The sequence below is a fragment of the Candidatus Kuenenia sp. genome, assembly GCF_027493735.1.
Lineage (GTDB): Bacteria > Planctomycetota > Brocadiia > Brocadiales > Brocadiaceae > Kuenenia > Kuenenia stuttgartiensis_A.
The window spans coordinates 50018-65606 of record NZ_JAOSKF010000004.1; the positions used below are offsets into that span (position 1 = coordinate 50018).

Annotated in this window: 10 protein-coding genes; 9 read left to right on the plus strand and 1 reads right to left on the minus strand. The window is 40.8% G+C overall.

The window, feature by feature from the left end; all coding sequences use genetic code 11:
• Positions 1-1283: 1283 nt before the first annotated feature.
• The 5 genes from M5U24_RS03490 (at position 1284) to M5U24_RS03510 (ending at position 10485) form a co-directional block, all read left to right on the plus strand.
• Positions 1284-3929, plus strand: a complete 2646-nt coding sequence (locus M5U24_RS03490; protein ID WP_298201562.1) for a nucleoside-diphosphate sugar epimerase/dehydratase — start codon at positions 1284-1286, stop codon at positions 3927-3929.
• A 44-nt stretch (positions 3930-3973) separates the two neighbouring features.
• Positions 3974-4264 carry a PqqD family protein gene (locus tag M5U24_RS03495; RefSeq protein ID WP_298201564.1) on the plus strand — a complete coding sequence of 97 codons (291 nt, stop codon included), beginning with the start codon at positions 3974-3976 and terminating at the stop codon, positions 4262-4264.
• A gap of 204 nt (positions 4265-4468) precedes the next feature.
• Positions 4469-6295: a glutamine--fructose-6-phosphate transaminase (isomerizing) gene (glmS, locus tag M5U24_RS03500; protein WP_298201566.1), complete on the plus strand. Its 1827-nt coding sequence runs from the start codon at positions 4469-4471 to the stop codon at positions 6293-6295.
• 206 nt (positions 6296-6501) lie between these two features.
• On the plus strand, positions 6502-7071 hold the full coding sequence (locus tag M5U24_RS03505; protein ID WP_169703435.1) for a polysaccharide biosynthesis/export family protein: 570 nt from the start codon (positions 6502-6504) through the stop codon (positions 7069-7071).
• 861 nt (positions 7072-7932) lie between these two features.
• Positions 7933-10485: a DUF4388 domain-containing protein gene (locus tag M5U24_RS03510; protein WP_099324277.1), complete on the plus strand. Its 2553-nt coding sequence runs from the start codon at positions 7933-7935 to the stop codon at positions 10483-10485.
• A 496-nt stretch (positions 10486-10981) separates the two neighbouring features.
• Here the strand turns inward: M5U24_RS03510 and M5U24_RS03515 are convergent, their stop codons facing one another.
• Positions 10982-11179, minus strand: a complete 198-nt coding sequence (locus tag M5U24_RS03515; RefSeq protein WP_099324276.1) for a hypothetical protein — start codon at positions 11177-11179, stop codon at positions 10982-10984.
• A 1917-nt stretch (positions 11180-13096) separates the two neighbouring features.
• Between M5U24_RS03515 and M5U24_RS03520 the strand changes: the two genes are divergently transcribed.
• The 4 genes from M5U24_RS03520 (at position 13097) to M5U24_RS03535 (ending at position 15481) form a co-directional block, all read left to right on the plus strand.
• Positions 13097-14101 carry a nucleotide sugar dehydrogenase gene (locus M5U24_RS03520; protein WP_298201570.1) on the plus strand — a complete coding sequence of 335 codons (1005 nt, stop codon included), beginning with the start codon at positions 13097-13099 and terminating at the stop codon, positions 14099-14101.
• A gap of 32 nt (positions 14102-14133) precedes the next feature.
• Positions 14134-14343: a UDP binding domain-containing protein gene (locus M5U24_RS03525; RefSeq protein WP_298201572.1), complete on the plus strand. Its 210-nt coding sequence runs from the start codon at positions 14134-14136 to the stop codon at positions 14341-14343.
• 482 nt (positions 14344-14825) lie between these two features.
• Positions 14826-15041: a hypothetical protein gene (locus M5U24_RS03530; RefSeq protein WP_099324274.1), complete on the plus strand. Its 216-nt coding sequence runs from the start codon at positions 14826-14828 to the stop codon at positions 15039-15041.
• The gene (locus tag M5U24_RS03535) at positions 15038-15481 is read left to right on the plus strand and encodes a type II toxin-antitoxin system VapC family toxin (RefSeq protein ID WP_099324273.1); all 444 of its coding nucleotides are present in this window, start codon (positions 15038-15040) and stop codon (positions 15479-15481) included. The genes M5U24_RS03530 and M5U24_RS03535 overlap by 4 nt, the downstream gene beginning before the upstream one ends.
• Positions 15482-15589: the final 108 nt, after the last annotated feature.

Sequence of the window (15589 nt, forward strand, 5' to 3'; positions counted from 1 at the left end):
TAACACGGCAAGGATAAATTGATGTTGTGTTAAGCATTGACTGTATTTATGTTACGTTGTTCATGCCTTATTTTGTGATAAACTCACCTAGTCCACCTGCACGAGCGGGGAATAGTTTGAAAAAGGAGATTGATTTTTGTAAATTTTATCACATTGTATAAAGATTTGTTGGTTCAGAATTTTTCAAAGTTGTAGAAGAAGGATTGTTGTTCGAGCGAAGTGATTGTTAATAACGAAAAGTGAAAGGCTAACTTGTGAATGTAAGGTATAGTAGATGGAGGGCATTCTGATTTTTGGATTCGCTGGTTTCGGTGAAAGTTGAGAGATTAACCTGACAGGGTTTGAAACCCTGTCAGGGTTGTTTAGTCCTGACCTCATGAGCGGTTACAAAAAATCGGGAATGCTCCCCCCGGCTACGTCATTATTGCATACGAATAAATCTGCAGAAGCGCAGGCGCACACTATCCATTAACCCAAAAGAAGACACCCATTTGTATATACCCCAAATAGGTAGGTATTTACAGAGTTATTATTTTTAATATGATATGTGATATGGATTTTTCTTTAAGAAAGGACACTTCCCACAGTAATTTTGAAATACGGGAAGTGTCCCTCTATTTTTCGATGTTCAAACCGATTTCGTTCTAATTCAAAATACCCGGTTACTTCATTATTGCATACGAATAAATCTGCATAAGTGCAGGCGCACGCGCACGCTATCCATTAACTCAAAAGAAGACACCCATTTGTATATACCCCAAATAGGGTATTTACAGAGTTATTATTTTTAATATGATATGTGGTATGGGTTTTTCTTTAAGATTAGTTTTTTTGAAAAATTCTAATAATTGCAAAGTAGTGGCTAAGCATTTGCTGTAAATTGTCATAAATGCGTTCATACCCAGACGGGCAAATGTATCGCCACTACTTTTTCAAAAAACTAAAGTGTTACGGTTTTTTGTTTTTAAGGATATTTTCAAAAAGTGTTGTGAGACCAAAAGTAGGCGGTGTCTCCGGATTGTCTGGGTTATGTTTTAAAAATCTGCTCAATCATAATAAAAAGAGTCTACTTAAAACTTAAAAAGGAAATCTCACATTGGTGACAGCAGGAAGAGCTATAAATAAATTATTCTATCCCTACCTATTTTAAGCGTACGATGTTCTTTTGTGCGTGTGATGTAGTTATCATTGCATTTTCCCTTTTTGTATCCTTTCTTTTTCGCTTTGATTTTGAGATTTCCCCGCAATATAGATGGATGATTTTGAGGGCATTGCCCCTGTTTTTGCTTGTCAAAATGGGCATGCTTGCTCTTTTTAAAATATATAAAATCACATGGCAATATGTAAGCATCCCTGATTTCATCTATATCACATTATCACAGTTTGTAGCATTAACTGTTCTTGGGGCGATAATCTGGAATCCATATATATCAAATAACATTATAAATATTTCCGGCCTTTATTCTTTATTTCCAGTTCAGGGTTTTCCTCGAAGTATCATTTTTATTGAATGCCTGATTTCTCTCACATTATTTTGCGGATTAAGGATTTCAAAAAGAGTATTTTCAAAATACATTTACGGAAGAATCAACGCAAAGCATGGGAAGAGAACCATTATCATCGGCGCCGGGAACACAGGAAGCATGGTCCTCAGGGATCTGAAAGAAGGGGGTTATAAAGATTATTGCCCCGTTGGATTGCTTGATGACGATGTTGGCAAAGTGGGAAAAAGCATACACGGTATTCCGGTGTTTGGCAAAACCGACATATTGGAAGATATTATAAAAGAAAAGAGGGTCAAGGCAATGGTTGTTGCCATTCCATCATTAAACTACAAATCATTGAGGAGATTATACAATATCGCAAACAGGTATGACGTGGAGATAAAGATTATTCCACGCATATACGATAACTGTGAACCTGCAATAAATATTCACAATCTTGAAAATATCAGTATTGAAGATCTTTTAGGCAGGCAGGCGGTAGAGATTGACCATAAAGGGATAGAGCGGTTTATACATAACAAGGTTGTTCTTATTACCGGCGCCGGCGGCTCTATCGGTTCTGAAATAGCTGTGCAGGTTTGTTCCTTTCATCCCGAAAAAGTAATACTTTTCGATACAGATGAAACAGAATTACATTCTTTGAAACTTCATTTGGAAAAACGATTTCCGCATCTGCTTCATAACCAGCGCGTCAATTCGCAAATGCTGCAAAAAGTATTATTTATTACCGGCGATATAAGGGACGAAGAGTCCGTTACCAGTGTTTTTAAACATATGAAACCGCAGATTGTCTTCCATGCCGCTGCTTACAAACATGTGCCCATGATGGAATATAACTCCAAAGAAGCGGTCAAAGTGAATATGTTTGGGACGTACAAAGTAGCAAAGGTGTCGATGGAGAATAAGGTGGAAAAGTTTGTTTTAATCTCTACGGATAAAGCGGTTAGGCCGACTAGTATTATGGGCGCGACAAAGAGGATGGCGGAACATATTTGCAGGGCGTTTGAAGGGATGTCAAATACAGAGTTTTTATCGGTGCGATTTGGAAATGTCTTAGGCAGCCGCGGGAGTGTTTTACCGTTGTTTTTGCAGCAGCTAAAGGAGGAAGGGCCCCTTACTGTGACCCATAAAGATGTCGAAAGATATTTCATGACGATTCCGGAGGCGGTGTCACTGGTTCTTCAGGCGGCAATTTTAGGGAAAGGCGGCGATATCCTTGTTCTGGACATGGGAGAACCTGTAAAGCTTTTGGCGTTAGCGGAAGACTTAATAAAGATCCATGGCTTGAAACCCTATCAGGACATAGACATAAAGATTACCGGTTTGAGGCCTGGTGAAAAGCTTTACGAAGAAATACTTACCGCAGAAGAAGACACAACCGCAAGCAGGCATGAGAAGGTATTTTTCGCGAAGAATAGCGGGATGTTCTCTTTGCACGAAATAAATAAAATACTCAGTGAGTTTGAAACACTCCTGAAGAATCTTTCCGCAATGGATCATTATGAAAAAGTCAGGGACATGCTGAAAAAATATGTATTGCCTCTTGAACGGCGTGGATACCAAAGGCCTGTCGGGAATAATGGCGGATTAACATTGAACATTGGGAAAATGTGTTTAGCCTTTTCATTTTTGAACAAAGAACTCGAGGAAGAAGCGCAAAAATATTTCCATTTCTCTGAAATGAATGGTCAAAATGACTGCCGGTTTATATTCGGATATCAGGAGAGCAACAGATTGTATAATGATGGGGAAGAAATAAATTATAAGCAGGAAAAATATTATTGTATAAATTCCTCTGAAGCGGAAAAAAGGGTATTTATCCCCACTGCCGGGAAGCTATCTGTTGTGGAGTATATGTGTCGTTGCATTTATGAGGGATTTTTTAAGAAAGGCATACACAACGGAAAGGGTGCAAATGATTTTTTCATCCCTGCGGCAGGCGTAGTGACGGATGGAAGAGGATTTCTTCTTGTAGAGAAATCCGGCGATAATAAAACGATTCTATCAAGCCTGTTTACTCACGAGGCGGAAATCCTTTCGGATGAATTAATCGTAGCTACGGAAGAAAAAGGCTCATATTACATTTCTCAGTTTCCCGTGAAAACAGAGATTACAAAACAAAATAGTAAGATTGCACCGTTAGAGGCAGTTATTTTATTAGGTACGGATGCAAATAATTCATTTAAAAAATTAAGCGGCAAGGAGGTTGCAGTTGCCCTTATGAACAATATCTATCCATGTGATTTAAACGGTATTGATAATAAAAACCTTTTCTCGGAAAAATTAAGAATAATAAGCAGTATAGTGGATTGTACTGCGGTGTATGAAATTAAGTATAGGAATATTAAATACGCCCGGAACAAAATCTTTCAATTGGAATATGCCGGCACAACGGATACCACGCAGTATTCACAAACGAGGTAATCCGTTAGAATGGTTTGTTGATAATAAGGCTTATGGCGAAACACATGCGCATCATTTTGGACAATAAAAATAAGGTTCCTTACCGAAACGAAAATAAGTGCTTTTGGAGGAAGGTAGGTGGTGATACTGTCCTTTTTTCTGAGGATGGCCAATGGCTTCATCAACTGAATGATGTAGGAGCTGAAATATGGAATATGTGTAATGGCGTATTTACGGTCAGAGAAATAGCGGAAAAACTATGTAATGAGTATCAGGTGGATGCAAATGCTGCGTGTTTTGATGTGTTATGTTTTCTGGAAGACCTTTCTGTTAAAAACTTAATCGTTTATAAATAAGTTTTGCCTTAATAAGTACCAACATGGACAAAACAAAAAAAACAAAAAAAGTATACAAAAAACCCGTAGTAAAATCTGAACAGGCGAATTTGAAATGCAATGTTGATATATTTCAACTATTGCCGGTTCCACAAAAAACAGTTCCGGCAAGTAAGAGTCTTTAATAGATAGAAAATAGTTATTAAGCGAAAGGAATAACCATATATGTGTGGAATTGTAGGATATATTGGAAACAAAGAAGCCGGAAAGGTGCTTTTGGATGGCATTAAACGACTCGAATATCGCGGATACGATTCTTCCGGTATCGCATGTATTGAAAACGGCACATTGCGATACGAGAAGGCCATAGGAGAGGTTGTCGAACTTGAACATAAACTGAATACGAATCCTATCATTGCAAATATGGGTATTGTCCATACCAGATGGGCAACCCATGGTGCGCCTACGGTTGAAAACGCGCACCCACACATGGATTGCCGTTGTGAAATTGCTGTTGTGCACAATGGCATTATTGAAAATTACGACTATTTAACCTCTTATTTAGAACAAAGAGGGCACATATTTAAAAGTCAGACAGATACAGAAGTGCTGGCGCATTTAATTGAAGAAAATCTAACCGACAACCTGGAAGAAGCCGTAATGAGCGCCGTCAAGATGATTGAGGGAACGTACGGCATTGCCGTTATATCCACGAAGGATCCGGGGAAAATAGTGGCTGCGAGAAAAGGTTCTCCATTGATTATTGGAATCGGCGATAATGAATATTTCATCACGTCGGACGTCTCGGCTACGCTGGAACATACGAGAAATGTTATCTATCTGGACGATCTTGAGGTTGCGATTATCACCCCTGATAACTACGAGACAAAGACCATCGAAAACATCACGTCGTTGAAAAAGATCGAAGAAGTGCTCTGGAACATGGATATGATTGAAAAATCCGGTTTCCAACACTTTATGCTGAAGGAGATTCACGAACAACCGCAGGCGCTTCAAAATCTTATGAGGGGAAGGGTAGATGGTGGCAAAGCCCCTATAAAACTGGGCGGACTTTCCCATTGTGAAAAAGACCTTCTTGCAGTTAAACGCATTGTGGTCATTGCCTGCGGCACATCATGGCATGCAGGTCTGGTAGGAGAATACATGCTGGAAGAGCTTGCACGAATACCGGTTGAAGTGGAATATGCCTCTGAATTCAGATATCGCAATCCTATAATCGAAAAAGATACACTGGTAATGGCAATAAGCCAGTCGGGAGAAACCGCCGATACCCTGGCGGCTATGAGGGAGGCAAAAAATAAAGGTGCAAAAGTACTTGCTATTTGTAATGTCGTCGGGAGTAGCATTGCCAGAGAGGCCGATGCCGGCATATATCTACACATAGGCCCTGAAATCGGAGTTGCCTCTACAAAGGCATTTACTGCTCAGGTAGCCGCCTTCTATTTGTTTGCCCTCCATATACTATTGTTAAGGCACAAGACGGACCCAAAAGTTCCGGAAATGATAACTGCAATTAATTCCATTCCAGGCAAGATTCAAAAGATCCTTGATAGAGAAGAGGAAATCCGTGAGATGGCGGATGCCTACAAAGATAAAAATCATGCGTTGTATCTGGGGCGTGGGTTCAACTATCCCGTAGCGCTTGAAGGCGCTTTAAAGCTGAAGGAGATATCATATATTCACGCGCAGGGATATCCGGCAGCGGAGATGAAACACGGGCCTATTGCGTTAATAGACGAAAACATGCCGGTAATAGTTATTGCTACAAAGGACGCCACATATGGGAAAATACTCAACAATATCGAAGAGGTAAAGTCAAGAAAAGGGAGGGTCATTGCTATCGCGACAGAAGGCGACGAGCAGATACAGGGGAAAGCGGATCACGTAGTGTATATCCCGGATGCACCGGCAGTACTAACCCCTTTGCTTTCTGTCATCCCCCTTCAATTACTGGCATACCACATGGCAGTTATGCGAGGGTGCAATGTGGATAAACCAAGAAACCTGGCAAAGAGCGTAACGGTTGAATAATATAAGCTGGCATAGCCAGAACCAGACAAGCAAGAAAGAAAACAGTCCTCAGTCCTCAGTCCTCAGTCCTCAATCTGCAATTTGCCGACTGCCGACTGGACAATTAAATATTTTGCCCAAAAAAGCAAAGAAATTACTGATAAGGTACCAATGAATAATGAATAATGACTAATAACAACTATTTACTTAAAAGAAAGGAGCCTGATATGAGAAAAAAACAGTCGAAAACTACATTACAAATAATATGCATTTTTATAGGATTACTGTGCACGACATCCTTTGCCTTCTCAGCCGACAACATTTCAAATAATGAATATGTGGTCGGGCCTGAAGATATCCTTGATATCCGTGTGTGGGACAACGAAGACATGGACAGAATGGTTGAAGTATCACAAAACGGAGCCTTTACCTTTCCCTTAATTGGCAAGGTGGATGCCGACGGCCTGTCAGTCTTTGATCTGGAAATACTTATGGAGAAGAAATTATTGGAGGGAGGATATTTTGTCTCTCCGCAAGTAACGATAAGGGTAAAAAAGTATCGGAGTAAAAAAGTGTATGTGGTTGGGGAAGTAACAACCCCCGGTGAATACTACTGGAAAAACAGTATGACCGTCCGCCAGGCAATTGCGCAGGCGGGTGGGGTAACGGAAAAAGCATCTCCTCGCCGCGTAATCGTAGTGAGGACGAAAGATGGAAAAGAAGAGGAGTATAAAGCAAAACTTGATGCACTGGTAAAGCCAAACGATATTATCAGAGTGCCTGTAAGGTATTTTTAAAAATCGGCTTGAAGTGTGAATTTTTGTAACACGTTAGTTTTTTGAAAAAGACTAAAGTGTTTCAAGGTTTTTCATTATGCCGTCAACCCACTCATTATTCCCTTCCCAAGAGGGGAATAATGGGTGGGTAAAAAAACCGCTCGTTCCCAAGCTCCGGCTTGGGAACGGGATTGTTTGAGAAGCTCCAGCTTCGAATGGAAAAGGGAATGAACCCAGGATGTCAGCTTGGAGGCTTTTCAGTATGTTACCCAAGATATTTGGAAACCTCTTTTGAATCGAATAATACATGAAGCTTCGCTTGCCGGCTAAATGGAAGCTAGAGCTTCCAACGCAATTACGTTCCCAAGCCGGAGCTTGGGAACGAGCATTTTTGTTTTTCCAAAAATCTAAACTGTTACAAAAAATCAGGAATGCTCCCAGCCAGAACCAAAACCAAACAAGCGCTAGGAAACACGAAAACGAAACAATAAAATCTAAACTGTTACAAAAATCAGGAATGCTCCCACCAAGCAAGCGCGAAGCATGAAAATATGAAACATATTCTAAAATCCTCCCCCTTGCCCCCTACAAAGGGGGAGAATGTCCCCCGCTGGCGAGGGTGCAGGGGGGGGATTTGTATTTAGTATTTCGGATTTAACCATTAAATATTTTGCCAAAAAATACAAAGGAGGCAACACTTTAGTTTTTTGAAAAATTCCAATAGTCGTAGTTTAGGGGCGAAGCATTTGCTGTAAATTGTCATAAATGCGTTCATACCCAAACGAGCAAATGCTTCGCCCCTACTTTTTCAAAAGACTAAAGTGTTGCCAAAAAAATTACTGATAAGAAACTATACGTATCTTTTATAAGGAGAGCAAAGCCTTGAACCAAAATAACGAATTTAACAATACATTTGGTAGGAAACCGCTTAATCGCGAGGTTCATCTTACGGATTATCTTAACATCATAAGAAAACATATATGGATATTGGTAATTTTCTTCACTGCAGTGGTTTCCGTCGTTACCTATCTGTCGTTTACTGTAACGCCTGTCTACAAAGCGACAACACAGATTATCATCGATAACAAAAAGTCTTTTATGGAAGAAATGGCTGATGTTATGCGGATAGACGCCACGGATAAGGAGTACTACCAGACACAATACAAACTACTTGCCAGCAGGAGTCTTGCGAAACAAGTTATTCAGGAGAACGAACTCAGTGAAGTATTTTATCGTGATGCGCCTGAGAAAACAGGTTCACCAGAGACAGCTCCCGATGAGAACGATACCGAAAGTTCCTTGCCTTTGTCAGACGCAGAGGTGACATCTGAAATGATCGACTGGTATTTAAAAAATCTTCAGATAGAACCCATTCGTGAAACACATCTGGTAAATATCAGCTTTTCAAACAAATCCCCGGAAACATCCGCACGCGTAGCCAATGCCCACGCCCATGCTTTTATAGAGAGGAGTAGCCAGATACAACGTATGTCATCACAGCAGGCGCTCGATTGGCTGAAATCACAGATTCAAGGGCAGAAGTTTAAAGTAGGTGATTCGCAGAAGGCGGCATTTCAATATAAATATGAAAAACTTCGATCCTTTTCTTTTGACGATGAAAGTATATTCTTGTTTCCCGAAATAAAAGAAAATAAAGTTATTGATGAACTTTACAAACAACTGTGCAGCCTTAAAGAATCGGTATTGGCAAACACTAAAAAGTACGGGCCAAATCATCCCAGGATGATAGAAGCAAATGCAAGCATAAAGGGGCTTGAGCAGGAAATCATTGAAGAGGTGAAGAAGGTCTGTTCGTCAATTAAGAGAGAACTGGACAGTATCATCGCCTTTGAAAGTACAAACCCAAAAATGCAGGATATCCAGGAACAAATGTCTTTGGTCAAGGCGGGAGGAGCAATAAATTACGATATTTTACATCTGGAGGCAATGAGTGATCAGGCGATTTACGATATCCTGATTAATCAGGCAAAGGAGATTAATTTAACAGGAAACATGAAGAAGGACACAATCCGTGTTGTTGATAAAGCGGAAGCTCCTCTATTTCCATCAAAACCAAGAAAGAAATTAAACGTCCTTCTATCGGTCGTGGTAGGCTTAACATTTGGAACAGGCCTTGTATTTTTCCGTGAATATATGGACAACACGGTCAAAACTCAGGAAGAAATTGTCCAGTGTACGAGTATGCCGGTTCTCGGCACGATACCGTATATGAAATCATTAAAGAAAGAGGGGGTGCTGGCTTTATCCGGCAACGGAAAATCTCCGGGGCAGAAGAATCAGAAAGGCGGTTATTATTATCACACCAATTCCGATTGTATTATCAACCGGTTGCCTTTTATGCAGACAGGAATGAGCGGGCAGGCCATGATGGTAGGAAGCGCCACGCCGGGGGAGGGTAAGACCACGGTTATTACAAAATTGGCAGTAAGTATGGCAAAGGGTGGGTTACGCGTGATAATGGTGGATGCGGACGTGTACAACACGAGTTTAAGCAATTTGTTTGGATTAAAAGATAATGAAAATGCCGGAATGTCAAATGCAATGGAAAAAATCCGGTCATGGCAAATACAGGATGGTTCTTTGTGCAATTGCAGTGTGGACGATCTTTTTTCCATTATTTCATTAAAAAAATTGAGCGGAGAGCTGACTGTTTCCAACGAATTACAAAAGATTACCACCATCTTTGAAAATGGCAACCTTTTTCATATTGACAATGAGGACACTCCATTTACCAACAGATTGGGAACGATGCTCCTGCGAGGGGGTTTTATCAATGAGACCCAGTTGAAAGACGCCATGGAACGAAACCAGCGCACGAAATTGCCGTTGGGATATATCCTCATCAATGCGGGCTATATAAATCAGGAACAATTAAAAGGTCCTATCAAATTGCAGATAGAAGAACATCTCCAGAAACTATTCAGTTGGAAAGAGGGAACGTATTCATTCAAACCGGGAAGTATAGAAACGTACGAAGATAAAAGGGTATTTTTCCAGGAGGACTTTACTCCGGTGATCAACCGTTTGGGGCGTTTGGGGGGAAGCAGATTATTGGAACGTGAGATATTATCGAACGTGACAACGTTAAATGGCTCAAATATCTCACTCCTGCGATTTGGAACCGGGGAGATTTTTCCGGAAGGAAGGACCTATTTTCAGCTTTTTGAAAAATTCCTGAACCTGTTGAAACAACGGTATGACGTGGTGCTTGTGGATACACCGCCCTTGTTAAACGCAACGGGCAGTGTTACTCCATTACTGCCATTGGCAGATGGTGTGATCCTGGTGGCCAAATCAGGGCATGTCACCGTTGATGAGGTTGATCAGGCAACAGCTATTATAAAAGAAACAAAAACAAAACTTCTTGGCACCATCATGAATTATACAGAAACCGGCGCGTATTATTATAGATGATTATAAGTAAGGAGTAAGGACAGGGTTTAGGCGCTGAATTTACGTATAGGAATTTCAATATTTTTGTAGAGACGCATTGCATGCGTCTGTAAACTGCTACGCGTAAATAAAGTGTTGACACAACAGAGAGGCGAAGAGCATACCCGATTTTTTGTAACCGTTTGTGTGATTGGGGCAAAACAACGCTGCCAGGGGTTAATACTACTGTACGTTTCATTAAAACATGGCAGAAGTCACAAAAAACCGGGAATGCACCTTAATTTGCTCCATAGTATCAACCCCACAAGGGCATGAAAGCCTGCAAGGGATGTGGTAAGCCTGTCCCCCGCTGGCGGGGGATTAAGGGGGTGGAATTGTCTGCGGAGGAAATCCTGGAGGTTTATAACATGAATAGCCATAAGTTTTTCTTCTCATTCCCAAGCTCTCAGGCCTGGTCAAATGGGCAATTTTATCCTATTTTACGACAGGCATTCCCCACTTTAATGGGAAAATAGTACTAAATATGGTTGAAAACAGGCATAATGCCGGGAGTTGTTCCCGCTTTTGAGACAGCAAAGTTCATTTTGCCCAGTCTGTCTGCGTGGGAAAGAGGGGCAAATTTGTTTTCATAATAAAGGGGTAGTTGAATCGATGGAGAAATCCGGTCCACCCCCTGCACCCCCGCCAGCGGGGGACATAGTTTGAACAGGAGCATTCCCGACTTTTGGTTAACTAATTGTACACTGTACCACAAGCATCCTGGCTCGAAAATAAGACTACAAAAAATAGTTTAAGTACAGATACTACAACACTATATGGTTATAAACCCATTTTCATAGTTCCTGGGTGTTGCTAATGCAACATGATGACTGTTGACTGATGCTGATGACTTATTTTGTCATTACAAGGGCATCAGCTTGTCATTGCGAGGGTCTTTTCCGAAGCAACCTCATAAACCGTCAAAGAGATCCTTCCATCCTGCATTCATCCCATTAACTAATTCTATTTTTTTAGCCCTTGAGCCACCCTTAATTTGCTTCTCCCGCGATATGGCGTTTCTTATGTCACGAAATATCTCGTAGTATATTGATTGCTTCGGAAAAGACCCTCGCAATGACAAGCGGAGACAAGCGGAGACCCACTGTAATGACAAGCTGATACCTTTTGGATGGCCATATACTAAGGTGAACTGGTACAGAAACAGAAATGCCAGATGTTTCCAACTCGGAAGTAAGACTACAAAAAATAGTTTAAACACAGATACTACAACACGATATGGCTATAAAACCATTTTCATCGTTTCTGAGTGTTGCTAATGCAACATGATGACTGCTTGCGTTATTTTACCCTCAAGCTGGAAGCTTGAGTCACTATTCTTCCACACCCCCCTGCTAATGGCATTTTTACAAAAAATCGGGAATACTCCCGCAAATTACAAATTACAGACCGCGGCCCGCCGACTGAAGACAGCCTGTAGGCAGGTATGACGGTGAAAATCTAGTATAGCGTTTCATTAAAATATCTACATTGATACCGTCATTGCGGGCGACAGCGAAGCAATCTTAAGTTTTTTGGGAACAAGAGGTTGCTTCGTCGCTCTACTCCTCGCAATGACATTTTTTTACGTATACATTTTAACGAAACGATGTGCCAGTAATACTCTACTTTTTTGAAAAAGTAGGGGCGAAGCATTTGCTCATTTGAGTATGAACGCATTTATGGCAATTACAGCAAATGCTTCGCCCCTACACTATGCGGCAAACATCGTTACTGTTGGAATTTTTCAAAAAACTAAAGTGTTATGTTTTTTGTCATTTGAATTTGTTTCGTATTTCGATATTAGTATTTCGAATTTGGTTTCAGCCAAAGGCCTGGCCAATCCCTTTGTGGTTAAACTCTTTTTGGCTGCGTATGGCATAGATCCCTGGAATTTTCTAAGATGCCGTAGCACTCGGCGCCCGGCAAATTGCCGACTACCGACTGCTGACCTCTGATCTCTGACTGCCAGGTTTATGCTGTATTCGTTAACTGGTTACAGAAGTTATTCATGTAACTGAGAGGGACGAAGTCCCTGTAAATTAAATCAGCAGGCGCGGCCTGCCTGCTGGCAGGTATGTAAGTGAATGCATATGATCCATAGAGAAATTATTTGGGATTTGTGAGTTATTTTTTATCGTAACACTTTAGTTTTTTGAAAAATGTACTAATAAGCTCCGTAGGAGCAGCCTGTTTGTGGTAAAATAGGATATTATAACAGATCGTAGAGACAGGTTTGAAACCTGTCTCTGCAATTAGGAGTGATCTGTCTTTTGTAAATCCATATAAACAGGTCTGCCTGAATACGGACATGCCGCTCCTACGGAGCTATTTATTCTATTGAATTTTATTGTGCTACAAACAGACCGCCCCTGCCGGGGCTACATGGTATTTTTTCTATCCTGTGAATTTTTCAAAAAGCTAAAATGTTATTTTTTATTTGTATTTATCCTTGCCCGCCCTGTATGGAACCAAAGGTTATATCGTACGGGGTCTCCATCTGTGGCAAAACCCCTTTGTGTCTAAGTGTCTTCGTGGCAAAATTCACGGGTTAAAAATATATCTTTTGTAATCGCGAGGCTAAAACAAAACAACTATGGAACTAATCGAAAAAATTAAATCAAAGAAGTCGCATATTGGTATCATCGGCCTCGGCTATGTTGGATTGCCGCTGGTCATTGAATTCTGTAAGGCTGGGTTTCAGGTTACCGGCTTCGACATTGATCAAGAAAAAGTAACATTATTGAGCCAGGGCAAAAGCTACATAAAACATATTGATAGTTCACGTATCACGGACGCCGGATCGCGTTTCACTCCCACCACGGATTTTTCGATGTTGTCAGCTATGGACTGCATCATCATATGTGTTCCGACGCCTCTGAACAAATACCGTGAGCCTGATATGTCATATGTCTTTAACACAACAAAGACCATTGCCAGAAATCTTCGCAAGGGTCAGCTTATTGTCCTTGAATCTACTACGTATCCAGGGACTACGGATGAGGACATGAGACCCATGCTTGAGGAGTCAGGGTTAAAAGCTGGCGAGGACTTTTATCTGGCGTTTTCACCGGAGCGGGAAGACCCGAATAATAAGGGTTTTTCAACAAGGACCATCCCGAAAGTGGTTGGCGGTTATACGAATAATTGTCTTACCGTTGCACAAGCCCTTTATGATTCGGTAGTGGTAAAGACCGTCCCGGTTTCTTCAACAAGAGTTGCGGAGGCCACAAAACTACTTGAGAATATCTATAGATCAGTGAATATTGCGATGGTGAACGAACTGAAGATGCTTTTTGACAGGATGGGGATTGATGTGTGGGAGGTCATAGAGGCGGCGAAGACAAAACCCTTTGGATTTCAGGCATTTTATCCCGGCCCGGGTCTTGGTGGACATTGCATACCTATCGATCCCTTTTATTTGACCTGGAAGGCGCGGGAATACGAGTTTTCCACCCGGTTTATAGAGCTTGCAGGGGAAATAAATACCAACATGCCTTATTATGTGGTTCAAAAGACTGTTGAGGCGCTTAATGAGAAAGGGAAAAGCATTAAGGGCGCAAAGATTTTAATACTGGGGCTTTCATATAAAAAGATATAGACGATACCCGTGAATCTCCCTCGCTGAAGATCATGGAGCTTCTTGGGGAGAAAGACGCCCATGTTGACTACAACGACCCGTATATACCGGTTCTCCCGAAAATGAGGAAATATTCCTTTAATAATAGTTCAGTCCCTTTACATGCCGAGACGCTTGCTAAATATGATGCGGTTGTTATCGCAACAGAGCATGCTGATTACGACCCTGATTTCATTCTTAAAAAATTCAAAGCTTATCGTTGATACGAGAAATTTAATTAAGAATCATACGAATCATTCTGATAAGGTAAAAAGAGCATAAAAGAGTAACAATTATGTAGCTACAGATATACAAATAAGCACTGATAAAAGATATTGAGTAAAAATAACTTTGGCAAGTCAAAATAATAAAACTTGTATTATTAAAATTGGATTTTGTATATTATTTGAAATTTGTTGTTTGAGATTTGGTATTTGCCTGTATCTGTGGTAAGAATGCTATTTGTGTCTTAGTGCCTTCGTGGCAAAAATAATTAGCCAGAAATTGAAGAGGATGATAATTAAATAATGAAGGTTTGATACCATTACATAGAACGGAGAAAGTCGATTGTGGGGCATTCTGGATAGAAAATTCCTGGCATCCTCTTTGGCAGACGACTTTTTCGGCAGAATCAAGAAACAAGACTTGACCCCATGACCCCATGCCATGAACACGGCAATACCATTATTTGTTGGGAGGTATTTAAATGAAAATAAAAGAACAGACAATAAAAGAACTTGAAACATTGAGCCCTTCTGAATTGATAACAGTGTATGAAATGATACTTTCCTTGAAAGCGAGGGATAGAAAACGTGAGAGCCGAGAGGGGGAACCAGCCTATCTGAGGGTTAGGAAGGCTTTAAAGCAATGTAAAGGGTCGTTGAGTGAGGATATAAAATTACAGAGAGAAGATAGGATATGATTCTATTCTTTGATACCTCGGCGCTTGCAAAATTCTTCCATAATGAAGAGGGCACGGAAGCGATTACCGACCTGTTAAATTCGCAAGAGAACGAACCCTGGATTTTGGAATTGGCAACACTAGAGTTTATCAGTGTTTTACATAGAAGGTTTAGAGGTAAAGAAATAAATGAAAAGTCGTTAGCTGAAGCAATTGACGGATTTGAAGCAGAACTCACTCGTTTCAACATCGAACCCTTAAGTCATGCAATTGTTCAAGAGGCAGAAGACTTGTTAAAAAGACACGGCAAGGAACATGGGCTTAGAACATTGGACGCATTACATCTCGGATGTTTTAGTTTGGTTTCTGAAAGTGCCTGGCTTTTTGTCTCTGCGGATGAAAACCTTTGCAAGGTTGCAGAGTATATTGGCGCCAGGGTTTTTAATCCGTTAAAAAAGTAGCCGAAGTTAAATATATCCTGGAGAAATTGGGATTCGTTTTTTTATCTGTGTTTATCCGTGCCTGCCCTGTAGGGAACCGAAGGTTATCGTACGGATTTAATTTGTGGC

Excerpts from the sequence above, each read along its gene's own strand:
- M5U24_RS03495 (WP_298201564.1), top strand. The coding sequence starts at position 3,974 with ATGCGCATCATTTTGGACAATAAAAATAAGGTTCCTTACCGAAACGAA.
- glmS (WP_298201566.1), top strand. The coding sequence starts at position 4,469 with ATGTGTGGAATTGTAGGATATATTGGAAACAAAGAAGCCGGAAAGGTG.
- M5U24_RS03505 (WP_169703435.1), top strand. The coding sequence starts at position 6,502 with ATGAGAAAAAAACAGTCGAAAACTACATTACAAATAATATGCATTTTT.
- M5U24_RS03515 (WP_099324276.1), bottom strand. The coding sequence starts at position 11,179 with ATGCTCCTGTTCAAACTATGTCCCCCGCTGGCGGGGGTGCAGGGGGTG.
- M5U24_RS03520 (WP_298201570.1), top strand. The coding sequence starts at position 13,097 with ATGGAACTAATCGAAAAAATTAAATCAAAGAAGTCGCATATTGGTATC.
- M5U24_RS03525 (WP_298201572.1), top strand. The coding sequence starts at position 14,134 with ATGGAGCTTCTTGGGGAGAAAGACGCCCATGTTGACTACAACGACCCG.
- M5U24_RS03530 (WP_099324274.1), top strand. The coding sequence starts at position 14,826 with ATGAAAATAAAAGAACAGACAATAAAAGAACTTGAAACATTGAGCCCT.
- M5U24_RS03535 (WP_099324273.1), top strand. The coding sequence starts at position 15,038 with ATGATTCTATTCTTTGATACCTCGGCGCTTGCAAAATTCTTCCATAAT.